Origin of the sequence: Pseudomonas sp. RA_5y_Pfl1_P24 (assembly GCF_963970945.1) — a bacterium.
Classification (GTDB): Bacteria; Pseudomonadota; Gammaproteobacteria; order Pseudomonadales; family Pseudomonadaceae; genus Aquipseudomonas; species Aquipseudomonas tritici.
This window is the reverse complement of the sequence record NZ_CAXAOJ010000003.1, coordinates 247411-270372: the sequence shown is the minus strand read 5'-3', so window position 1 is coordinate 270372 and position 22962 is coordinate 247411. Positions and strand designations below refer to the sequence as shown.

At 60.4% G+C, this 22962-nt stretch carries 22 protein-coding genes; 14 read left to right on the top strand and 8 right to left on the bottom strand.

All coding sequences use genetic code 11. The features are described 5' to 3' along the window. Positions 1 to 49: 49 nt before the first annotated feature. The 6 genes from AACY30_RS05960 to gatC all read right to left on the bottom strand — a co-directional run bounded on the left by AACY30_RS05960 (position 50) and on the right by gatC (position 5275). Positions 50 to 433, bottom strand: coding sequence for a carboxymuconolactone decarboxylase family protein (locus tag AACY30_RS05960; protein ID WP_339417475.1), 384 nt, complete (start codon positions 431 to 433; stop codon positions 50 to 52). Beyond that, the gene (locus AACY30_RS05955) at positions 430 to 1476 is read right to left on the bottom strand and encodes a calcium/sodium antiporter (RefSeq protein ID WP_339468461.1); all 1047 of its coding nucleotides are present in this window, start codon (positions 1474 to 1476) and stop codon (positions 430 to 432) included. Before AACY30_RS05955 ends, AACY30_RS05960 begins: the two co-directional genes overlap by 4 nt. A gap of 58 nt (positions 1477 to 1534) precedes the next feature. Further along, positions 1535 to 1906 (bottom strand): septal ring lytic transglycosylase RlpA family protein, encoded by a 372-nt coding sequence (locus AACY30_RS05950; protein ID WP_339468462.1) that lies wholly within the window; start codon positions 1904 to 1906, stop codon positions 1535 to 1537. 157 nt (positions 1907 to 2063) lie between these two features. Further along, on the bottom strand, positions 2064 to 3509 hold the full coding sequence (gene gatB, locus AACY30_RS05945; protein ID WP_339417480.1) for an Asp-tRNA(Asn)/Glu-tRNA(Gln) amidotransferase subunit GatB: 1446 nt from the start codon (positions 3507 to 3509) through the stop codon (positions 2064 to 2066). A gap of 10 nt (positions 3510 to 3519) precedes the next feature. After that, positions 3520 to 4971 carry an Asp-tRNA(Asn)/Glu-tRNA(Gln) amidotransferase subunit GatA gene (gene gatA, locus AACY30_RS05940; RefSeq protein WP_339468463.1) on the bottom strand — a complete coding sequence of 484 codons (1452 nt, stop codon included), beginning with the start codon at positions 4969 to 4971 and terminating at the stop codon, positions 3520 to 3522. A gap of 16 nt (positions 4972 to 4987) precedes the next feature. Then, entirely contained in the window at positions 4988 to 5275 is a 288-nt protein-coding gene (gene gatC, locus AACY30_RS05935) for an Asp-tRNA(Asn)/Glu-tRNA(Gln) amidotransferase subunit GatC (RefSeq protein WP_049709995.1), read from the bottom strand. A 210-nt stretch (positions 5276 to 5485) separates the two neighbouring features. Between gatC and mreB the strand changes: the two genes are divergently transcribed. From mreB to tldD, 8 genes are all read left to right on the top strand, one after another. Continuing rightward, positions 5486 to 6523, top strand: coding sequence for a rod shape-determining protein MreB (gene mreB / locus AACY30_RS05930; RefSeq protein ID WP_002555108.1), 1038 nt, complete (start codon positions 5486 to 5488; stop codon positions 6521 to 6523). Positions 6524 to 6663: 140 nt separating this feature from the next. Continuing rightward, positions 6664 to 7788, top strand: a complete 1125-nt coding sequence (mreC, locus tag AACY30_RS05925; protein ID WP_339468671.1) for a rod shape-determining protein MreC — start codon at positions 6664 to 6666, stop codon at positions 7786 to 7788. Beyond that, positions 7788 to 8276, top strand: coding sequence for a rod shape-determining protein MreD (gene mreD, locus AACY30_RS05920; protein ID WP_339468464.1), 489 nt, complete (start codon positions 7788 to 7790; stop codon positions 8274 to 8276). Before mreC ends, mreD begins: the two co-directional genes overlap by 1 nt. A gap of 51 nt (positions 8277 to 8327) precedes the next feature. Further along, positions 8328 to 8924 carry a Maf family protein gene (locus AACY30_RS05915; RefSeq protein WP_339468465.1) on the top strand — a complete coding sequence of 199 codons (597 nt, stop codon included), beginning with the start codon at positions 8328 to 8330 and terminating at the stop codon, positions 8922 to 8924. 71 nt (positions 8925 to 8995) lie between these two features. Continuing rightward, positions 8996 to 10453, top strand: a complete 1458-nt coding sequence (gene rng, locus AACY30_RS05910; protein ID WP_339468466.1) for a ribonuclease G — start codon at positions 8996 to 8998, stop codon at positions 10451 to 10453. Positions 10454 to 10529: 76 nt separating this feature from the next. After that, positions 10530 to 14345, top strand: a complete 3816-nt coding sequence (locus AACY30_RS05905; RefSeq protein WP_339468467.1) for a YhdP family protein — start codon at positions 10530 to 10532, stop codon at positions 14343 to 14345. Positions 14346 to 14393: 48 nt separating this feature from the next. Next, complete coding sequence (locus AACY30_RS05900) at positions 14394 to 15242, top strand: carbon-nitrogen hydrolase family protein (protein ID WP_339468469.1); 849 nt, start codon at positions 14394 to 14396, stop codon at positions 15240 to 15242. Between the two features lie 16 nt (positions 15243 to 15258). Further along, positions 15259 to 16701, top strand: coding sequence for a metalloprotease TldD (gene tldD, locus AACY30_RS05895; RefSeq protein ID WP_339468470.1), 1443 nt, complete (start codon positions 15259 to 15261; stop codon positions 16699 to 16701). 47 nt (positions 16702 to 16748) lie between these two features. Here the strand turns inward: tldD and yjgA are convergent, their stop codons facing one another. Continuing rightward, entirely contained in the window at positions 16749 to 17270 is a 522-nt protein-coding gene (gene yjgA, locus AACY30_RS05890) for a ribosome biogenesis factor YjgA (protein ID WP_017738766.1), read from the bottom strand. A gap of 108 nt (positions 17271 to 17378) precedes the next feature. Between yjgA and pmbA the strand changes: the two genes are divergently transcribed. From pmbA to AACY30_RS05860, 6 genes are all read left to right on the top strand, one after another. After that, positions 17379 to 18725 carry a metalloprotease PmbA gene (pmbA, locus tag AACY30_RS05885; protein ID WP_339468471.1) on the top strand — a complete coding sequence of 449 codons (1347 nt, stop codon included), beginning with the start codon at positions 17379 to 17381 and terminating at the stop codon, positions 18723 to 18725. A 147-nt stretch (positions 18726 to 18872) separates the two neighbouring features. Continuing rightward, positions 18873 to 19268 (top strand): FagA protein, encoded by a 396-nt coding sequence (locus AACY30_RS05880; RefSeq protein WP_339539996.1) that lies wholly within the window; start codon positions 18873 to 18875, stop codon positions 19266 to 19268. Next, complete coding sequence (locus AACY30_RS05875) at positions 19261 to 20637, top strand: class II fumarate hydratase (protein ID WP_339539995.1); 1377 nt, start codon at positions 19261 to 19263, stop codon at positions 20635 to 20637. The genes AACY30_RS05880 and AACY30_RS05875 overlap by 8 nt, the downstream gene beginning before the upstream one ends. 27 nt (positions 20638 to 20664) lie before the next feature. Continuing rightward, entirely contained in the window at positions 20665 to 21093 is a 429-nt protein-coding gene (locus AACY30_RS05870; RefSeq protein ID WP_339468473.1) for a hypothetical protein, read from the top strand. Position 21094: 1 nt separating this feature from the next. Beyond that, positions 21095 to 21706 (top strand): superoxide dismutase, encoded by a 612-nt coding sequence (locus AACY30_RS05865; protein ID WP_339539994.1) that lies wholly within the window; start codon positions 21095 to 21097, stop codon positions 21704 to 21706. A 33-nt stretch (positions 21707 to 21739) separates the two neighbouring features. After that, on the top strand, positions 21740 to 22633 hold the full coding sequence (locus tag AACY30_RS05860; RefSeq protein ID WP_339539993.1) for a ZIP family metal transporter: 894 nt from the start codon (positions 21740 to 21742) through the stop codon (positions 22631 to 22633). 48 nt (positions 22634 to 22681) lie between these two features. Here the strand turns inward: AACY30_RS05860 and AACY30_RS05855 are convergent, their stop codons facing one another. Then, complete coding sequence (locus AACY30_RS05855) at positions 22682 to 22954, bottom strand: HPr family phosphocarrier protein (protein WP_012722237.1); 273 nt, start codon at positions 22952 to 22954, stop codon at positions 22682 to 22684. Between the last annotated feature and the right edge of the window lie 8 nt (positions 22955 to 22962).

Below are 22962 nucleotides of genomic sequence, written 5' to 3'. Positions count from 1 at the left end.
TCGGTGGTGTGGTTCAGGGCCAATCGCAGGCAAGCCCGCTATCTGACAGTCACTGCTTATCGGCCTGATACGCCTCAATCACTTCCTGCGCCGCCCGAAACGCATCAATCGCCGCCGGCACACCGGCATACACCGCGCAATGCAGCAGCGCCTCGCGGATCTCTTCCACCGTACAACCATTATTCAGTGCGCCCCGCACGTGGCCCTTGAGTTCCTGCGGGCACTTCAGCGCGGTCAGGGCGGCGAGGGTGATCAGGCTGCGGGTTTTCAGCGATAAACCTTCGCGGTTCCACACACTGCCCCAGGCATGTTCGTTGACGAAGTCCTGCAGCGGCTGGGTGAACTCAGTGGCATTGCCCAGGGCGCGGTCGACGAACACATCGCCCATGACCTGGCGACGCATTTCAACCCCGGGCTTTTTCTGATCGGTCATTGCGATTCCCTCTTGTGTTGGCGGCGCCAGGCTCGCAGCGTGCTGAACAACAGAAAAGCCACCAGCACTGGCAGGACATAAAACACCATCAGTTGTTCAAGCTTGTTGGCCAGTGGCATACCGGTGGTGAACGCCATTACGTGCAGCCCGTAGGCCAGGTATAGGCCCAGCAGCACCAGGCCTTCGGCGCGAGTCAGGCGGTAGCCGGTATAGAACATCGGCAGGCACAGGACCACGACAGCCAGCATCACCGGCAGGTCGAAGTCCAGAGCGTTGGGCGATACTGACAGCGGCGAAGGGGCGAGCACGGCGGTCAAGCCCAAGACGCCAAGCAGGTTGAACAGGTTGCTGCCGATCACGTTGCCCACGGCAATTTCCCGCTGCCCGCGCAGGGCGGCAATCAGCGAAGTCGCCAGGCACGGCAGCGAGGTGCCGACGCCGATCAGCGTCAGGCCAATCACGCGCTCCGACAGGCCCAGATCGCCCGCCACATCCACCGCTGCGCCCAGCAGCAAATGCCCGGCCAGCACCAGGATCAACAACCCGCTGAGCATCTGCAGCACGCTGCTCAGCCAGGGCGCGCGGGCCACTGTATCCAGCGTGCGTGGGCGGCGAGAGTGACGGGTCTGGTAGTGCAAAACGCCGAGGTAAGCGGCCAGGGCCACGAGCAGCAACAGGCCGTCGGTTGGGGTAAGTTCTTCATTGCCCGCCAGGGTAAACACCAGCAGCCCGGCCAGGATCATCACCGGGATGTCCAGGCGCACCAGCTGCCGCGAGACTCGCAGCGGAATGATCAGCGCCGACAGGCCCAGGGTCACCAGGATGTTGAAGATGCTGCTGCCGATTACGCTGCCCACGGCGATGTCCGTATTGCCCGCCAGGGTGGCTTGCAGGCTGACGGTCATCTGTGGCGCGCTGCTGCCGAAGGCGACAATCGTCAGGCCGATGATCAGCGGCCGTACCTTGAGGCTTGCGGCCAGGCGCACGGCGGCGCGCACCAGGATTTCGGCGCCGATGATCAGCAGCAAGAGGCCGCTGACCAATTCCAGCAGGCTCCAGGGTGAGAGAGCGGTTAGTCCGAAAATGGCCAGGCCTCCATCGTCAGTTGCTCAAGGCTTGTACGCGCACCCGCGCTGTACCGCTGCTGATCATGCCCAACTGCTCGGCAGCCTTGCGTGAAAGATCGATCAAGCGCCCACGGGTGTGCGGGCCGCGATCATTGATGCGGACAACCACGGATTTGTCGTTGTCGAGATTGGTGACCTTGACCTGGGTGCCGAACGGTAATCGCCGGTGGGCGGCGGTCAGGCCGTATTGGTTGAAGGGTTCACCGCTGGCAGTCTTATTGCCGTGGTGTTTGGCGCCGTAATAGGAGGCGGTGCCGGTTTCGTCATAGCCGTTGGGGTTGATGACGCCGCTGGCGCAACCGGCCAGTAGAGAGAACAAGGCCAGTAGGCCAAGTAGACGCTTCATTTTCAAGATGCCCCATAACAAATGTGGGAGCTGGCTTGCCTGCGATGCAAACGACTCGGTGTCTCAAGAACACCGAGGTGATGCAATCGCAGGCAAGCCAGCTCCCACAGGGTATCCGGGCTGGAAGTGAAAGCTGCGCCCGGACCATTCATCGCTATCAGCCTTCAAGCTTGCTTTTCAGCAGCTCGTTCACCTGTTGCGGGTTGGCCTTGCCTTTGGAGGCTTTCATCGCCTGGCCCACAAAGAAGCCGAACATCTTGCCGCGCTTGGCTTCGTCTGCCGCACGGTATTGCTCGACCTGCTCGGCATTGGCCGCGAGCATTTCATCGAGTACGGCCGAGATCGCGCCGCTGTCGGTGACTTGCTTGAGGCCACGCTTCTCGATGATCTCGTCCGCGCTGCCTTCACCGCTGGCCATGGCTTCAAACACGGTCTTGGCGATTTTGCCGGAGATGGTGTTGTCCTTGATGCGCAGCAGCATGCCGCCCAGCTGCTCGGCGGAGACCGGCGCTTCGTCGATTTCCAGGCCCTGCTTGTTCAGCAGGCTGCCCAGCTCAACCATCACCCAGTTGGCCGCCAGCTTGGCGTCACCGGCAATGCTCACGACTTTTTCAAAGTAGTTGGCTTGTTCGCGGCTGGAGGCCAAAACGCTGGCATCGTAGACCGACAGGCCAAACTGCTCCTGGAAGCGCTCGCGTTTTTGCTGCGGCAACTCCGGCAGGGTGGCGCGCACGTCATTGAGGAACGAATCCTCGATGACCACCGGCAACAGGTCCGGGTCGGGGAAGTAACGGTAGTCGTTGGCTTCCTCTTTGCTGCGCATGGCGCGGGTTTCGTCTTTGTTCGGGTCGTACAGGCGGGTTTGTTGGATGACCTTGCCGCCGTCTTCGATCAGTTCGATCTGGCGACGCACTTCGCTGTTGATCGCCTTCTCGATGAAGCGGAACGAGTTGACGTTCTTGATCTCGCAGCGGGTGCCGTACTCGGATTGGCCCTTAGGACGGATCGACACGTTGCAGTCGCAGCGCAGCGAGCCTTCGGCCATGTTGCCGTCGCAGATGCCTAGGTAGCGCACCAGCGCGTGGATCGTCTTGACGTAGGCCACGGCTTCCTTGGCGCTGCGCATGTCCGGTTCGGAGACGATTTCCAGCAATGGCGTACCGGCACGGTTCAGGTCGATACCGGTCGCGCCCGGGAATTCTTCGTGCAGGCTCTTGCCGGCATCTTCTTCCAGGTGGGCGCGGGTGACGCCGACGCGCTTGATGGTGCCGTCTTCCAGAGGTATGTCCAGGTGGCCCTTGCCGACGATCGGCAATTCCATCTGGCTGATCTGGTAGCCCTTGGGCAGGTCCGGGTAAAAGTAGTTCTTGCGCGCGAACACGTTGTGCTGGCCGATCTCGGCGTCAATCGCCAGGCCGAACATCACCGCCATGCGCACCGCTTCCTGGTTCAGCACCGGCAGTACGCCGGGCATGCCCAGGTCTACCAGGCTGGCCTGTGTGTTGGGCTCGGAGCCGAACGTGGTGGCGCTACCGGAGAAAATCTTCGATTGGGTGGCGAGCTGGGTATGAATTTCCAGCCCGATCACAACTTCCCATTGCATAGTGTTCTCCTCAGAAGCCGGTAGGGGGGCGGGTGTGCCAGTCAGTGTTCAACTGGTACTGGTGCGCCACATTGAGCAGGCGGCCTTCCTGGAAATACGGGGCGAGCAATTGCACGCCCACCGGCAGGCCATCGACGAAACCGGCAGGCATGGACAAGCCCGGCAAGCCCGCGAGGTTGGCGGTGATGGTGTACAGGTCTTCCAGGTACTCGGCGATCGGGTCGCCGGTCTTGGCGCCGATCTTCCAGGCTGGGTTCGGCGTGGTTGGGCCGAGGATCACGTCGACGTTTTCAAAGGCTGCCATGAAGTCGTTCTTGACCAGGCGACGGATTTTCTGCGCCTTGAGGTAGTACGCGTCGTAGTAGCCAGCCGACAGGGCGTAGGCGCCGACCATGATGCGGCGTTGCACTTCGGCACCGAAGCCTTCGCCACGCGAGCGCTTATAAAGGTCGGTGAGGTCTTTCGGGTTTTCGCAGCGGTAGCCGAAGCGCACGCCATCGAAGCGCGACAGGTTGGATGACGCTTCTGCCGGGGCGATCACGTAGTACGCTGGAATCGCGTGCTGGTTGTTCGGTAGGCTGATTTCTTTGATCACGGCACCGAGGCCTTCCAGCGTCTTGACGCTGTTGTGCACCAGCTCCGCGATACGCGGGTCGAGGCCGGCGCTGAAGTATTCCTTTGGCACGCCGATGCGCAGGCCTTTGAGCGAGGTGTTCAGGCTGGCGCTGTAGTCCGGCACGGGCTCATCGATGCTGGTGGAGTCCTGCTTATCGAACCCTGCCATGCCTTGTAACAAAATCGCGCAGTCTTCAGCCGTGCGTGCCAGCGGGCCACCCTGATCGAGGCTGGACGCGTAGGCGATCATGCCCCAGCGGGAAACGCGACCGTACGTCGGCTTCAAACCGGTGAGGTTGGTGAACGCGGCCGGCTGGCGAATCGAGCCGCCGGTATCGGTGGCGGTGGCGGCGGGCAGGAAGCGCGCAGCCACTGCGGCAGCCGAACCACCGGAGGAACCGCCGGGCACGTGGTCCAGGTTCCAGGGGTTTTTCACTGCGCCGTAGTAGCTCGACTCGTTGGCCGACCCCATGGCGAATTCGTCCATGTTGGTCTTGCCCAGGGTCACGGCGCCGGCGGCGGCCAGCTTGGACACCACGGTGGCGTCGTAGGGCGCCTTGAAGTTGTCGAGCATCTTCGAGCCGCAGCTGGTGCGAATGCCCTGGGTGCAGAACAAGTCCTTGTGGGCAATAGGTGCGCCCAGCAGCGCGCCATTTTCACCGTTGGCGCGACGTGCGTCGGCAGCCTTGGCCTGGCTCAGGGCCAGCTCTTCGGTGAGGCTGATGAAGCTGTTAACCTTTGGATCGAGCTCGGCGATACGCGCAAGCAGGGTCTTGGTCAGCTCTTCGGAAGAAAACTTTTTGTCGGCGAGACCGCGGGCGATCTCGGCCAGAGTCATGTGATGCATTGCAGGCTCTTTCCCTTTAGTCGATGACTTTCGGAACCAGGTACAGGCCGTTTTCGACCGCTGGCGCGATGGACTGGTAAGCCTCGCGATTATTATGCTCGGTCACGACGTCTGCGCGCAGGCGCTGGCTGGCTTCCAGTGGATGAGCCAGGGGCTCGATGCCGTCGGTATTCACGGCCTGCATTTGGTCGACCAGCCCGAGAATACTGTTCAGGGCTGCGGTGGTCTGTGGAAGATCGGCATCATTAAGGCCAAGCGAGGCCAGATGCGCGATTTTTTCCACGTCGGAGCGTTCAAGTGTCATGGGAATCTCCAGTGGAAAACAGAACGGAGGCTGTCCGTGTGTTAGATTGTCGGAACACTACCGCATTTCTACGGTCTTACGGCCGCGATTGTGGGGGTTGGTGCACAGAAAGTCGGCCAATTTAGCACATTGGCGCCTTGCCCAAAATCCCTGTCGTTGTTAGAGTTTGCCGCACTTTTTTACCCACGCGTTGCCTAGGGTCCCTTTCCCATGTTCAAGAAACTGCGTGGCATGTTTTCCAGCGATCTTTCCATTGACCTGGGCACTGCCAACACCCTTATTTACGTGCGCGAGCGCGGTATCGTCCTGAATGAGCCATCAGTTGTGGCCATTCGGACCCATGGTAATCAGAAAAGTGTCGTTGCCGTCGGCACCGAGGCCAAGCGCATGCTCGGCCGCACACCAGGCAATATTGCCGCCATTCGTCCGATGAAAGATGGCGTGATCGCTGACTTCAGTGTCTGCGAGAAGATGCTGCAGTACTTCATCAACAAGGTTCATGAAAACAGTTTCCTGCAGCCCAGCCCTCGTGTGCTGATCTGCGTTCCGTGCAAGTCCACCCAGGTTGAGCGTCGTGCCATCCGTGAATCGGCCCTCGGCGCCGGTGCCCGCGAAGTGTTCCTGATCGAAGAGCCAATGGCTGCTGCGATCGGTGCCGGCCTGCCGGTTGAAGAAGCCCGCGGTTCGATGGTGGTGGATATCGGTGGTGGTACCACTGAAATCGCCCTGATTTCCCTGAACGGTGTGGTGTATGCCGAATCCGTACGTGTAGGCGGCGACCGTTTCGACGAAGCGATCATCACCTATGTGCGTCGTAACTACGGCAGCCTGATTGGTGAGTCCACTGCTGAGCGCATCAAGCAGGAAATCGGTACCGCTTACCCGGGCGGCGAAGTGCGCGAAGTTGATGTTCGCGGTCGCAACCTGGCCGAAGGCGTTCCACGTGCTTTCACTCTGAACTCCAATGAAGTGCTGGAAGCTCTGCAAGAGTCCCTGGCCACCATTGTTCAGGCTGTGAAGAGCGCCCTGGAGCAATCGCCGCCGGAATTGGCTTCCGACATCGCCGAGCGTGGCTTGGTGTTGACCGGTGGTGGCGCCTTGCTGCGCGACCTCGACAAACTGCTGGCCCAGGAAACCGGCCTGCCGGTGATCGTCGCCGAAGACCCGCTGACCTGCGTCGCCCGTGGCGGTGGCCGTGCACTGGAAATGATGGATAAACACACCATGGACCTGCTCTCCAGCGAATGAGTCATTGCTGGTAAGCCCATGTTTCGCCAACAGGCAGCACTTTGCAGTGCTGCCTGTTGGCGTTTATCTTCTTCAATCTGCATCCAGGCCGGTTAGATGCCGTATGAATAAAGAGAACATTTGTCTGGGAGGAGCGGCCTATTAAACCGCTTTTCGCCAAAGGCCCCTCATTGGGCGTGCGCCTGTTGGTGCTGGTCGTGCTTTCGGTCGCGCTGATGGTGGTCGATGCCCGCTTCGCATTGCTTAAGCCCGTGCGCAGCCGGATGTCGCTGGTGTTGATGCAGGCTTACTGGATCACCGACCTGCCGCAACGTCTGTACCAGGGCGTGGCCAGCCAATTTGGCAGCCGCACTGAGCTGGTTGCCGAGAACGAAAAACTCAAGACCGAAAACCTGCTGTTGCAGGGGCGCATGCAAAAGCTCGCGGCCCTCACCGAACAGAATGTTCGGCTGCGCGAGTTGCTTAATTCCTCCGCGTTGGTCAACGAAAAGGTCGAAGTGGCCGAGTTGATCGGCATGGACCCCAACCCCTTTACCCACCGCATCATCATCAACAAAGGTGAGCGCGACGGTGTGGTCCTCGGCCAGCCGGTGCTTGATGCACGTGGCCTGATGGGCCAGGTGGTTGAGCTGATGCCCTACACCTCGCGGGTATTGCTGCTGACGGACACCACTCACAGCATTCCAGTGCAGGTCAACCGCAACGGCCTGCGTGCGATTGCTAGCGGCACCGGCAACCCCGAGCGCCTGGAACTGCGCCATGTGGCCGATACCGCCGACATCAAGGAAGGCGACCTGTTGGTCAGCTCCGGCCTGGGTCAGCGTTTCCCGGCGGGTTATCCGGTGGCGACGGTGAAGGAAGTGATCCACGATTCCGGTCAGCCGTTCGCCATTGTGCGTGCCGTACCAACTGCCGCCTTGAACCGCAGTCGCTACCTGCTGCTGGTGTTCAGCGACAATCGCACCCCGGAAGAGCGTGCCAACGACGCCGCCCAGGCTCAGGAAGCGGAGGACCAGAAGAACGGCACGGCGCCGATCATTCCGGCCGCCGCGCCTAAGCCTGCCGCTGCCGCACCGGCTTTGCCGGCGGTGACTCCGGCTGTGGCCACGCCCGTCAAGCCAGTGGCGCACCCGGTTAAACCGGCCGCGACCAAACCACCTGCGTCGACGCCGGCTGCTGCAACCCCCGCGACTAAACCGCCTGCTGCTCCGGCTGCGCGCCCAGCCGCTACCGCCCCGGCAACCACGCGGCAGAGGGAGGAATAATGGCCGGTACTCATTCGCAAAATGGCTGGATTGTCTGGCTGACTTTCGCCATCGGTTTGCTGCTCAGCGTTTCGCCGCTGCCACAGTTCATGGAAATTTTGCGCCCGCTCTGGTTGGCGCTGTTGCTGGCTTTCTGGTCGCTGAACCTACCGCATAAAGTCGGTATGGTCACCGCCATGTTCCTGGGTCTGGCGGAAGATGTGCTCTATGGCACCTTGCTGGGCCAGAACGCGTTGATCCTGACCCTGATCACTTTCCTGGTGCTGTCGTTGCAGCAGCGTCTGCGCATGTTCCCGATGTGGCAGCAGTGCCTGGTGATCCTGGTTATCTTCGGCCTGGCGCAGCTTGTTCAGCTGTGGCTAAGCGCCTTGACCGGTAACCGGCAGCCGACCCTTGCGCTGGTGTTGCCGGCCCTGGTCAGCGCCTTGCTGTGGCCATGGATCAGTTTCGGCCTGCGTGGGTTGTGTCGTCGCTATAAGATCAATTGAATGGATTGCGAGGCTCTGCCTGGTTATCGAACCCTACAGGGAGAGTCTGCAATGAACTCGCTTTACCTGGCCTCGGGCTCACCGAGGCGGCGTGAACTGCTGACCCAGATCGGTGTGCCCTTCACCGTGGTCAGCGCCGCCATTGATGAAACCCCTCTTTCAAACGAATCTGCTGTTTCCTACGTCGAGCGTTTAGCGCGGGGCAAGGCAGCGGCGGGTTTTGCTGCGCTTGAACGCCCTGCTGGCGCCTGTGTGCTGGGGGCCGATACTGCGGTGATCGTCGAGGGCCTAATCCTCGGCAAACCCGCGGACCAAGCCGATGCCTTGGCGATGTTGATGGCCCTGTCGGGGCGTGAACACGAAGTGCTCACTGCCATATCCCTTACCGACGGCCAGCGTTGCGAAACCCGATGTGTCAGCAGTCGTGTCCTTTTTCGTGGGATTTCTGTCGAGGAGGCTACAACCTACTGGCACAGCGGTGAACCTCAGGACAAAGCAGGCAGCTATGCTATCCAAGGGTTGGGTTCGGTGTTTGTCGCCGGCCTCAATGGCAGTTATTCCGCCGTGGTAGGGCTGCCGGTGTGCGAAACCGCGCAACTGCTCGACCAATTCGGCATACCCTGTTGGCAAAACCTTACCGCGCGCTGAACGCCTTTACTTGCGCGCCCAGCCTTAAGCGACCGGTCACTATTGTGAAAACGCCTGAACGAGACCTAGCCATGAGTGAAGAGATTCTGATCAATATCACGCCGATGGAATCGCGCGTGGCGGTGGTAGAGAACGGTGTTCTGCAAGAAGTGCACGTGGAGCGCACCCAGAGGCGCGGTATCGTCGGCAATATCTTCAAAGGCAAGGTAGTGCGGGTATTGCCGGGGATGCAGGCGGCATTTGTCGATATCGGCCTGGACCGAGCTGCGTTTATCCATGCCTCCGAGATTTCCCTGCGCGAAGGCCCGGCGGTCGAAAGTATCAGCGCCCTGGTGCATGAAGGGCAGAGCCTGGTGGTGCAAGTCACCAAGGACCCCATCGGCTCGAAGGGCGCACGCCTGACCACTCAGCTGTCGATTCCGTCGCGTTACCTGGTGTACATGCCGCGTACCGCGCATGTCGGCATTTCCCTGAAGATCGAGGACGAAGCCGAGCGCGAGCGCCTGAAAAAGGTGGTCAGCGACTGCGTGGCGGCCGAGGGCATCAAGGAAGCCGGTGGGTTTATCCTGCGCACCGCCGCTGAAGGCGCTGGTGCCGATGAGATCCTCATGGACATCCGCTACCTGCGACGCCTGTGGGACCAGATCGATGCCCAGATCAAGACCATCAGTGCGCCCAGCGTTATTTATGAAGACTTGGGCCTGGCCCTGCGTACGTTGCGCGACTTGGTCAGCCCCAAGATTGAGAAAATTCGCATCGACTCGCGGGAAACTTTCCAGCGCACCACGCAATTCGTTGCCGAATTGATGCCGGAAATTGCCGACCGCCTGGAACACTACCCCGGCGAGCGGCCGATCTTCGACCTGTATGGCGTCGAAGACGAAATCCAGAAAGCCCTGGAACGCAAGGTGCCACTCAAATCCGGCGGCTACCTGGTGGTGGACCCGGCAGAAGCCATGACCACCATCGACGTCAACACCGGCGCATTTGTTGGTCATCGCAACCTTGAAGAAACCATTTTCAAGACCAACCTCGAAGCGGCCACCGCGATTGCCCGCCAGATGCGCCTGCGCAACCTGGGCGGGATCATCATCATCGATTTCATCGACATGGAAGATGAAGAGCACCAGCGCCAGGTGCTGCGTACCCTCGAGAAGCAGTTGGAGCGCGATCACGCCAAGACCAACATCATCGGCATTACCGAGTTGGGCCTGGTGCAAATGACCCGCAAGCGCACCCGCGAAAGCCTTGAGCAGGTGCTGTGCGAGCCGTGCAGCAGCTGCCAGGGACGCGGTAAATTGAAGACCCCGGAAACGGTTTGCTACGAGATTTTCCGCGAAATCCTACGAGAGGCACGTGCCTACCAGGCCGAAGGTTATAGAGTGCTAGCCAACCAAAAAGTGGTGGACCGGCTGCTGGACGAAGAGTCCGGCAACGTTGCCGAACTGGAAGGGTTTATCGGGCGCACGATACGCTTCCAGGTTGAAACCATGTATTCCCAGGAACAATACGACGTGGTGCTGCTCTGATCCCCAATCGTTTTCTTTTTATGCGACTGGCAGACCTTGATCTGCCGTCCGACTACCGCCTCGAGGGTCGCCTGACATGGAGCGTCTGATACGCTTTTTTGCCGCTTTGACCCGTTGGGGCCTTGGGCTTTGTGCCTTGCTGCTGGTATTGGCAGCGGTGTATGTGAGTCTGGGGCGTGAATTGACGCCGCTGGTGGCCGAGTACCGTGCGGATGTCGAGGTCAAGGCCCAGGCTGCGGTGGGCATGCCTGTGCACATCGGCAGCTTGGAAGGCCGCTGGAGCGGCTTCGCGCCGGTATTGCTGGCCCATGATGTGATGGTGGGCGAGGGCAACAGTGGCTTGCGCCTGGACCAGGTTGAAGTGGTACCGGACATCTGGGCCAGCGTTGTGGCCCGCGAAGTGCGCATTGCGCACTTGCAAGTCAGTGGCCTGCAACTCAGTGCCAAGGAAGACAAGGACGGGAAATGGGTCCTGCAAGGCCTGCCGTTGCAGGACGACCAGCCGCTGGACCCGGAGCAGTTGCTCAAGCGCATGCAGTTGGTCAAGCGTGTGTCGCTGCTCGACAGCCAGGTGACGTTGCAACCGTTTGACCATGCGCCAGTGACCCTGACGTATGTCGGCCTCAGCTTGCATACCGGCATCACCCGCCAACGCTTGGATGTGCGCTTGACCTTGCCGGACGGCCAGCCCCTTGCCATGAGTCTGCGCACGCGTATTCGTGCCAGCCAGTGGAAAGACGCTGAAGTCCAGGCCTATCTGAGCCTGCCGCAAAGCGAGTGGGCCAAATGGATTCCTGCCAAGCTGACCCAGCAGTGGAAACTCACCCAGTTCAAGGCCGGTGGCGAATTCTGGCTGAACTGGGCCAACGGTACCGTACAGAGTGCGGTGGCGCGTCTGAACTCTGCGCAGGTCAAGGGCAGCTACGCCGATCGCAAGCCCGTGCATATCGAAAACCTTGCGCTCACCGCCTACCTGCAACGCAGTGACACGGGTCTCAAGGTGCTGTTCGACTCACTGGCGATGAACCTGGGGGAAACGCGCTGGGAGTCGCGCGTGCAACTGCAGCAAACCCTGGCCACCGACAAGGCTCAGGAAGTCTGGAAGCTGCAGGCCGACCGCCTTGACCTGACGCCAATCACGCCACTGCTCAACGCCCTGGCACCGCTGCCGGAAGGGTTCGCCAAGACTGTAGAGCACCTCAAGGCCACTGGCATGCTGCGTAATGTGCTGGTGGATTTTCGCCCTCAAGACACTACCGATCAAAAACTCAGCTTCGCTGCCAACCTCGAGCGTATCGGTTTTGATGCCTACTCTGGCGCGCCGGCCGCGCGTAACGTCTCCGGCAGCATCAGCGGCGACTTGGGCCAGGGCGAGTTGCGCATGGACAGCAAGGACTTTTCCCTGCACCTCGATCCGATCTTTGCCAAGCCGTGGCACTACATCCAGGCCAATGCGCGCCTGACGTGGAAGCTGGACAAAGAAGGCTTCACCCTGATCGCCCCTTATATCAAGGTGCTGGGCGAAGAGGGCAAGGTGGCGGCTGACTTCCTGATTCGCCTACATTTTGACCACAGCCAGGAAGACTACATGGACCTGCGCGTCGGCATGGTCGAGGGTGATGGGCGCTTCACCCCCAAATACTTGCCGGCGGTATTGAGCCCCGCGCTGGATGAATGGTTGCGCACGGCGATTCTCAAGGGCGCGGTGGATCAAGGGTTCTTCCAGTACCAGGGTTCGCTGAACCACGACGCGCTGCCGGCTTCGCGCAATATCAGCCTGTTTTTCAAGGTGCATGACGCCGAACTGGCCTTTCAGCCTGGCTGGCCCCATGTGAGCAAGGTTAATGGTGAAGTGTTTGTCGAGGAAAGCGGTGTGCGCATCCTGGCCAGCAAAGGCCAGTTGCTCGACACGAAGGTCAAGGACATCTACGTCAATATCCCTCACGCACCTGCGGGCAAGGACAGTCACCTGTTGCTCACCGGTAATTTTGCCGGTGGCTTGGGCGATGGTCTGAAAATCCTCCAGGAAGCGCCGATTGGCACCGCATCGACGTTCGCCGGATGGAAGGGTGAGGGCGACTTGCAAGGCAGCCTTGACCTGGATATTCCGTTGACCAAGGGTGCCGATCCAAAAATCGTGGTGGACTTCAAAGCCGATAAGTCGCGCTTGCAACTGGCTGAGCCGACCCTGGACCTGACCCAACTCAAGGGTGATTTCCGTTTTGACAGCACTAAAGGCCTCAGTGGCCAGAACATCACGGCTCAAGCGTTCGACCGGCCGATCACCGCGCAGATTTTCGCCGATGGCAAGCCGGGCAGCATCAGCACCCGCGTGGCTGCAAAGGGCCAGGTGACGGTCAAGCGGCTGACGGACTGGTTGAAAGTCAGCCAACCGCTGCCGGTGTCCGGCGATATTCCCTACCAACTGCAATTGACCCTGGACGGCGCGGACAGCCAACTGATGGTCAGTTCCAACCTCAAAGGTGTGGTGGTGGATTTGCCCGCTCCGTTCGGGATGCCAGCCAACCAGGGGCGTGACAGTGTGTTTCGCATGACCTTGCAGGGCGCCGAGCGCCGTTATTGGTTCGATTACGGCGAACTGGCGAGCTTCACCTTTGCTGCGCCACCGGACAGATTCAATGATGGCCGCGGTGAACTGTTCCTCGGGGATGGGGGCGCCGTGCTGCCGGGTGCCAAGGGTTTGCGCATTCGTGGTGTGCTCTCGGAGCTGGACATCGATCCGTGGAAAAAGCTGGTGAACCAGTACGCCGGCAATGACCCGGGGGGGAGTGCCAAGCAACTGCTGAGCAGTGCCGACTTCAAAGTCGGCAAACTCACCGGTCTGGGCACCCAGTTCGATCAGGTCAACCTGCAACTCAACCGCAAACAGGCGGCCTGGGGCTTGCAGCTCGACAGCCAGCAGGCCAAGGGCACAGTCAACCTGCCTGACGCCAAGGGCGCGCCGATTGCGATCAACCTGCAATATGTGAAACTGCCGGGGGGGGATCCGACGGTGCAGGCGGACGAAAACGCGCCGGACCCTTTGGCAAGTATTGATCCCAAGGATATTCCGGCGCTGGATATTTCCATTGATCAGCTGTTCCAGGGCCCGGAACTGGTGGGCGCCTGGTCGCTGAACATCCGCCCGACCGCCCAAGGCCTGGTCTTCAATAACCTGGACCTGGGCCTCAAGGGTATGCAGCTCAAGGGGGCCGGTGGTTGGGAGGGGGCGGCGGGCGATAGCAGCAGTTGGTACAAGGGCCGTTTGGACGGTAAGAATATCGCCGATGTGCTCAAGGGTTGGGGCTATGCTCCCACCGTCACCAGCCATGATTTCCACTTGGATGTGGATGGTCGCTGGCCTGGTTCGCCGGCCTATGTCGGGCCTAAGCGCTTCTCCGGCAGCTTGGATGCGGCTTTCCGCAACGGTCAGTTCGTGGAAGTGGAGGGTGGCGCCCAGGCCCTGCGGGTGTTCGGCCTGCTGAACTTCAACTCCATCGGGCGCCGGTTGCGTCTGGACTTCTCGGACTTGCTCGGCAAGGGCTTGAGCTATGACCGAGTCAAAGGTTTGTTGGCGGCGAGTAACGGTGTGTTCGTAACCCGTGAACCGATCACCATGACTGGGCCTTCTACCAACCTGGAGCTCAACGGCACCCTGGACCTGGTAGCAGACCGTGTCGACGCCAAGCTGCTGGTCACCCTGCCGGTTACCAATAACCTGCCGATCGCGGCGCTGATCGTGGGGGCGCCCGCCATTGGTGGCGCGCTGTTCCTGATCGACAAGCTGATTGGTGATCGTGTTGCACGCTTCGCGAGCGTGCAATACAAGGTCGAAGGGCCCTGGAAGGACCCGAAAATCACCTTCGACAAGCCATTTGAAAAACCAAACTGAGAGCCTGTGGAGTAGCATGGCCGCATGCTTTTTCTGGAGTGTCGGCCCATGTCCTTTGCGGTAATTCAAATGGTCAGCCAGAGCGATGTGCTGGCCAACCTGGCCCAGGCCCGGCGCTTGCTGGAGCAGGCTGCGGCGGGTGGGGCGAAGCTGGCGGTGCTGCCGGAAAACTTCGCCGGCATGGGGCGTCGCGATATAGCTGATATCGGCCGCGCCGAGGCGCTGGGCGAAGGTCCGATCCTGCCGTGGTTGAAACAGACCGCCCGCGACCTCACCTTATGGATAGTGGCAGGCACTTTGCCGTTGCCGCCAGAGGGCCAACCGCACGCCAAGTCCAACGCCTGCTCGCTGCTGGTTGATGATCGCGGCGAAATCGTTGCCCGTTACGACAAGCTGCACCTTTTCGATGTGGATGTCGCTGATGCTCGCGGTCGTTACCGTGAATCCGACGACTATGCTTTCGGGGGTAATGTGGTGGTGGCAGATACGCCCGTCGGCCGTTTGGGCTTGACGGTGTGTTACGACTTGCGCTTCCCCGAGCTCTACAGCGAGTTGCGTGCGGCGGGGGCTGAATTGATTACGGCGCCTTCGGCGTTTACGGCAGTGACCGGTGCCGCCCATTGGGACGTGCTGGTTCGCGCACGGGCCATCGAGACCCAGTGCTACCTGCTGGCGGCGGCTCAGGGTGGCGTACACCCGGGCCCACGGGAAACCCATGGCCACGCGGCCATTGTCGACCCTTGGGGGCGTGTGCTGACGCAACAGGATAGAGGCGAAGCGGTGTTGCTTGCCGAGCGCGATAGCAGTGAACAGGCGTCGATAAGGGCGCGTATGCCGGTGGTCAGCCATCGGCGCTTTTTCTCGCAGGGCGCACAGCGGCCTGCTTCGGAACGATGAATTTAAGGCCATACCTATGAGCGAGTTGTTGTCCTCAGTCAGTGAACACCTCCTGGCACCCGGTGGCGTGACCATCGAAAGCTTGCAAACCGTGCTCGGCGATCTGGCCGGACCGGGCATTGATGCGGCTGACCTGTATTTCCAGGGCCAAATCTCCGAGTCCTGGTCCCTGGAAGACGGGATCGTCAAGGAAGGCAGCTTCAATCTCGACCAGGGTGTCGGCGTGCGTGCGCAATCCGGTGAAAAAACCGGCTTTGCCTACAGCAACGCGATCACCCTGGAAGCCTTGGGCCTGGCGGCGCGTGCTGCGCGCTCAATCTCCCGGGCTGGCCAAAATGGCACGGTTCAGGCGTTCAGCACTCAAGATGTGGCGCAGTTGTACGCGCCGGATAACCCGTTGGAGGTCATCAGTCGTGCGGAAAAGGTCGAGCTGCTCAAGCGTATCGACGTGGCCACCCGCGCCCTCGATCCGCGTATCCAACAGGTTACCGTGAGCATGGCCGGTGTGTGGGAACGCATTCTGGTGGCATCCACCGACGGCGGCCTGGCGGCGGATGTACGGCCGCTGGTGCGCTTCAATGTGAGTGTGATCGTAGAGCAGAACGGTCGCCGCGAGCGCGGTGGCCATGGCGGCGGCGGGCGTACCGACTACCGCTACTTCCTCAACGACGACCGTGCCATGGGCTATGCCCGTGAGGCCCTGCGCCAGGCGCTGGTCAACCTGGAAGCCATTCCGGCGCCGGCGGGTACCTTGCCGGTGGTGCTGGGGTCGGGCTGGTCCGGCGTACTGCTGCACGAAGCGGTCGGCCATGGGCTGGAAGGTGACTTCAACCGCAAGGGCAGTTCGGCCTACAGCGGTCGCATGGGCGAGAGGGTTGCCTCCAAGCTGTGCACCATCGTCGATGACGGCACCCTCGCCGGGCGTCGTGGCTCGCTGAGCGTCGATGACGAAGGTACGCCGACCGAGTGCACCACCCTGATCGAAAACGGCGTGCTCAAGGGCTACATGCAAGACAAGCTCAACGCCCGCTTGATGGGCGTGGCGCGCACCGGTAACGGCCGTCGCGAATCCTACGCGCACCTGCCGATGCCACGCATGACCAACACCTACATGCTCGGTGGCGAAAGCGACCCGGCGGAAATCATCGCTTCGGTGAAGCGCGGCATCTACTGCGCCAACCTCGGTGGCGGCCAGGTGGACATCACCAGCGGCAAGTTCGTGTTCTCCACCAGCGAGGCGTACCTGATCGAAGACGGCAAGATTACTGCGCCGGTCAAAGGGGCAACGTTGATTGGTAACGGTCCGGAAGCCATGAGCAAGGTGTCGATGGTCGGTAACGACCTGTCGCTCGACAGCGGCGTGGGCACGTGCGGGAAGGACGGGCAGTCGGTGCCGGTGGGGGTCGGGCAGCCAACGCTGAAAATTGATGCGATCACCGTGGGTGGCACGGGCTCGTAAGAAAGTTGGAGCTTCGGGTGGCGAAGACCACCACCCGGGGAAGAGGATCAGCGCAGGCCGCGTTGAGTCTCGTCCAGCTCTCGGATGTACTTGAAGATTTTACGGCTGGTGGCCGGCGCTTTGTTATGCGCCTGCTCGTGCTGGGCCTGACGGATCAGGGAGCGCAGTTGCTGGCGGTCCGCGTCCGGGTAGTCCAGTACAAATTTCTCCAGCACGGCGTCATCGCCCGCGATCAGGCGATCACGCCAACGCTCCAGGTTATGGAAGCGTTCGTTGTACTGGCGAGTGGAGGCATCGGTTTGATCAAGCAAAGCCAGAATGGCGTCAGTGTCCTGATCGCGCATGAGTTTGCCGATAAACATGATGTGCCGTTTACGCGCGATATTCGCGGTGTGCTTGGGCGCATCAGCCAAGGCCCGGCGCATTTCGTCGGTCAAAGGCAGTTTTGCAATCAAATCTTTCTTGAGCGTTGTAAGGCGCTCGCCAAGGTCAACCAGAGCATGCAGCTCGCGTTTGACCTGGGTTTTGCTTTTCTCCCCATCGAGGGAGTCGTCGTAAGAATCAACCATGGTGGCAGTCCGCAAAGAAACGCCGCCATGATAACCAGTCGGGGGCCGCTTGTCCGGCCCGGTCGCTCGATGGCCTTAACCGAAAGCAGAATTTGAGTGGAGAAAACCATGAGTGCAGCCCAAAGCGTCGGTCCGCAAGCGTTACCGGCACTGCAGGAACAAGTCGAGCAGATCCTTGCCGAGGCCAAGCGCCAGGGGGCCAGTGCCTGTGAGGTGGCGGTGTCGCTGGAGCAGGGGCTGTCGACGTCGGTCCGCCAGCGTGAAGTGGAAACCGTTGAGTTCAATCGCGATCAAGGGTTTGGCATCACCTTGTATGTCGGGCAGCGCAAAGGTTCGGCCAGTACGTCGGCCAGTGGCTCGGAAGCGATTCGCGAAACGGTGGCGGCTGCGTTGGCGATTGCCAAGCACACCTCGGAGGATGAAAGCTCGGGTTTGGCCGATAAGGCGCTGATGGCCAAGGACCTTAAGGATTTCGATCTGTTCCACGCCTGGGACATCACGCCCGAGCAAGCCATCGAACAGGCATTGATCTGTGAAGCGGCGGCGTTCGACGCCGATATCCGCATCAAGAATGCTGATGGCACCACGTTGAGTACGCATCAGGGCTGCCGCGTGTATGGCAACAGTCATGGTTTTATCGGCGGTTATGCGTCCACTCGTCATAGCCTGAGCTGCGTGATGATTGCCGAAGCCAACGGGCAGATGCAGCGCGATTACTGGTACGACGTGAATCGCCAGGGCGATTTGCTGGCGGACCCGGTGAGCATTGGCCAGCGTGCTGCGCAGCGTGCCGCGAGCCGCCTGGGCGCGCGCCCGGTGCCGACCTGCGAAGTGCCTGTGTTGTTTTCAGCAGAACTTGCCGGTGGGTTGTTCGGCAGCTTCCTGGGGGCGATTTCCGGTGGCAACTTGTACCGTAAATCCTCGTTCCTGGAAGGTGCAATTGGCCAGAAGCTGTTTCCCGAATGGCTGACCATCGATGAACGCCCGCACCTGATGCGTGCCATGGGCAGCACGTCGTTCGATGGTGATGGCCTGGCGACTTATGCCAAGCCGTTCGTCGAGAACGGCGAGTTGGTCTCCTACGTATTGGGTACATACTCCGGCCGCAAACTCGGCCTGCCAAGCACGGCGAACTCCGGTGGCGTGCACAACCTGTTTGTCACCCATGGCGATGAAGACCAGGCGGCGTTGCTGCGGCGCATGGGCCGTGGCTTGCTAGTCACGGAATTGATGGGCCATGGCCTGAACATGGTCACCGGTGATTACTCCCGTGGCGCGGCGGGGTTCTGGGTAGAAAACGGCGAGATTCAGTTTGCCGTTCAGGAAGTGACTATCGCTGGCAACATGCGCGATATGTTCAAGCAGATCGTTGCCGTGGGTAATGATTTGGAACTGCGCAGCAACATTCGCACAGGTTCTGTGCTGATCGAGCGGATGACCGTCGCCGGCAGCTAACCCCTCAACGCTCCCTGAAAAAGGCGCGCCATCCCACGGATGGCGCGCCTTTTTTGTAACTCTATCGTGAGACGAATCCTTTGGCATGCTTGTTTTGATTCTTAATATCATTTAATAATGAATATCATTATCGAGCGAGTGTGGATCATGAGTTCTGTCCTGCATGAGGATCCTTATCTGGAAAGCTGGCGCTGGATGAGTCGTCAAATCCGCTGCGCACTCGATCCAAATGAGCCTCGCCTGATCGAGCATTACCTCAACGAAGGTCGATACCTGGCGTGCTGCACCGCGACCCATCCCTGGACGATCGCTGAGACCTCATTGTGCTTATTGCTCGACACCGCCAGCGATATAGCGCTGCCGTGGCACTGGCGTTCCGTTTGCCTGGACCAGGCCTGGCGTCCACTGCGCGACCTGGAACAGCTTTCTCAATGTGCCTGCCGTCTCAAGCGCTGGCAAACCTTTGCCTGGCAATTGGCGACCTGCGAATTGCTGCCGTCTATTTCTCACTCCGACCTCGTGCAAGGATCTAACGATGAGTAACACCCGTATCGAACGCGACAGCATGGGCGAGTTGCAAGTGCCTGCCGAAGCCTTGTATGGCGCTCAAACCCAGCGTGCGGTGAACAACTTCCCGATCAGCCATCAACGCATGCCGGCGCAGTTCATTCGCGCCCTGATCTTGGCCAAGGTTGCGGCAGCCAAGGTTAACGTCGACCTCGAACAAATCAGCGCAGGGCAGGGCAAGGCTATTGTCGATGCCGCCCAAGGCCTGCTGGAAGGCGATTTCATGCCGCATTTCCCGGTGGATATTTTCCAGACCGGTTCCGGCACCAGTTCCAACATGAATGCCAACGAGGTGATTGCCACCCTCGCCAGTCGTTTGCTCGGCGAGTCGGTCAACCCCAATGACCACGTGAACTGCGGTCAAAGCAGCAATGACATCATTCCAACCACCCTCCACGTCAGCGCCGCATTGGTGCTGCATGAGCAAACACTGCCGGCCCTGTTGCACCTCGTTCAAGTCATCGAGCAGAAGGCCGAAGAGGTTTACCCGTTCATCAAGACTGGCCGCACTCACTTAATGGATGCCATGCCGGTACGCATGAGCCAGGTGCTCAATGGCTGGGCGCAGCAACTCAAGGCTAATATCGCGCATTTGCAGGACCTTCTACCAAGTCTGCAAGCGCTGGCCCAAGGCGGCACAGCGGTTGGCACCGGGATCAACGCACACCCGCAATTCGCTGCGCGATTCAGCCAGCAGTTGAGCAGCCTGACTGGTGTGAAATTCACCCCAGGCAAAAACCTGTTCGCGTTGATCGGCTCCCAGGACACCGCCGTCGCCGTTTCCGGCCAGTTGAAAACCACCGCCGTGTCGTTGATGAAAATCGCCAACGACCTGCGCTGGATGAACTCCGGCCCGCTAGCAGGCCTTGGTGAAATCGAACTGCAAGGCCTGCAGCCTGGCTCTTCGATCATGCCTGGCAAGGTCAACCCAGTGATCCCGGAAGCGACGGCCATGGTCGCCGCGCAGGTCATCGGCAATGACACAGTGATCACCATCGCTGGTCAATCGGGCAACTTCGAGCTGAATGTGATGCTGCCGATCATCGCCCAGAACCTGCTCAGCAGCCTCGAATTACTGGCCAATTCCAGCCGTCTACTGGCGGACAAGGCCATCGCCAGCTTCAAGGTCAATGAAGCCAAGCTCAAGGAAGCGCTGTCGCGCAACCCGATTTTGGTCACCGCACTCAACCCGATCATCGGTTACCAAAAGGCCGCTGAAATTGCCAAGAAGGCGTATCAGCAAGGCCGTCCGGTGATTGATGTCGCCCTCGAGCACACCGACCTGCCGCGCAGCCAACTGGAAGTCCTGCTGGATCCGGAAAAGCTGACGGCCGGCGGCGTGTAATCACCGACCCTGCTTTGGAGGCTCACCATGGAGCACTGGAAACGCACGATCGAACGGGCCAATCGCTGCTTTATGGCGGGCGAGTTGGTTGACGCTCGCGAGGCCTATTTGCAAGCCCTGGCCTTGGCTCAAGTGCTGCTCGAGCGCTGGGCGGATGCCGACGAAGCAGTGGCGGCGAGCGTCATTTCTCATCACAACCTGGCGGACTTGCACCTGCGCCTGAACCAGCCGGAAGAAAGCGCGGAATACCTTTGCGCTATTCACCAGCGTCTTTTGCAGACCATGCAGGACTCGCGTCTGAGCCCGCAATTGCGGGAAGCGGCCCTGCGCCAGAGCAGCAAGACCTACGTCGAGCTACTGAATTTCATCAGCGATCACGGCGAGTACCCGCGTACCCATCGCTTGCTGGGCGGTACTGCGGCGCAGCCGACAACTCCTCATTACGGAGCACATTGATATGACCTACACCTTGCCTGCCTTGCCTTACGCCTACGACGCCTTGGAACCGCATATCGATGCGCAAACCATGGAGATCCATTACTCCAAGCACCACCAGACCTATATCAACAACCTTAATGCCGCAGTTGAGGGCACTGAGTTTGCGGGCTGGCCGGTGGAAAAACTGGTGTCCAGCGTGCAGCAGTTGCCGGAAAAACTTCGTGCAGCCGTGATTAACCAAGGCGGCGGCCACGCCAACCACTCGCTGTTCTGGGCCGTGATGTCGCCCAAAGGTGGTGGTAAGCCCGAGGGCGCACTGGGCAAAGCGATCGAGGAACAACTGGGCGGTTTCGACAGCTTCAAGGATGCTTTCACCAAAGCCGCGTTGACGCGCTTCGGTAGCGGCTGGGCCTGGCTGAGCGTCACCCCGCAAAAAACCCTGGTGGTGGAAAGCAGCGGCAATCAGGACAGCCCCCTGATGAGCGGTAATACGCCGATCCTCGGCCTCGACGTCTGGGAGCACGCCTACTACCTGCTTTATCAGAACCGTCGCCCGGAATACATCAATGCGTTCTACAGTGTCATTAACTGGCCTGAAGTCGCCGCACGCTATCAGGCCGCTGTGGCCTGACATCCACCCCTGTAACAAGATCTAAGGCCGACTATGGGCACTGACACACTGGCGATCAGCAGCGGGCGGATGTTTCGTTATGCACTTGGCTCGCTGCTGCTATTGGCAGGTACTGCATTGCTGGTGGCCCACGGGCTGGCCTGGCTTGACTTGGAACCGCGCATTCTGCGGGCCCTGCAGGGCGGGTCCATCTGCGCACTCGGCACGGCGCTCGGCGCGGTGCCTGTGCTGGTCATTCGGCGGATGCCGGTGGCGTTGAGCGATACACTGCTGGGCTTTGGGGCAGGGGTGATGCTCGCTGCGACGGCGTTTTCGCTGATCGTGCCAGGCATTGCCGCGGCTGAAAGCTTGGGATTGTCGCCCTGGGAGGCCAGTGGCTTGATCAGCTTCGGCATTATGCTTGGGGCGTTCGGGCTATACCTGGTTGACCGCAAGGTTTCCGGCGCGAGCCCGGAAATGCTCGTCGGCACGCCGGACAAGCCGGCGATCCCGCCGCGCATCTGGCTGTTTGTGTTTGCTATCATCGCCCACAACGTCCCTGAAGGCATGGCGGTCGGCGTCTCCGCCGGTGGCGGCATGCCGGAGGCCAATAGCCTGGCCATGGGCATCGCCTTGCAGGATGTGCCTGAAGGCCTCGTGATCGCGCTGGTGTTGGCGGGGGCAGGGATGTCGCGGGTCAAGGCTTTTATGATCGGTGCTGCGTCAGGCTTGGTGGAGCCGGTGTTTGCTGTGCTCTGCGCCTGGTTGGTGAGCCTGGCCGAGGTACTGTTGCCTTTGGGCCTGGCCTTGGCTGCTGGCGCGATGCTATTGGTGGTGACTCACGAAGTCATCCCTGAATCGCGACGCAATGGTCACGAAAAACTCGCCAGTCTGGGGTTGTGCACCGGTTTTTGCCTGATGATGGTGATGGATACGGCTTTAGGCTAATGCCCGCTCCCTTTGTCGGAGCCCAGCAAACTGGGCGCTTACAAAGGGTTATTCGCCTTCATCAAAGTAGTTATTGATCAGCGCAACCAGCGCGTCCATCGCTTCCTGCTCTTGCTCGCCTTCTGTCTTCAAGTGAATCTTGGTGCCCTTGCCGGCCGCCAACATCATCATTGCCATGATGCTTTTGCCATCTACCATGGATTCCGGCGTGCGCCCGGCCCGTATCTGGCAGGGAAACTGCCCAGCCACACCCACGAATTTGGCCGAAGCTCGGGCGTGAAGGCCCAGCTTGTTGATGATTTCAATTTCCAGAGCGGGCATCGCGCAGG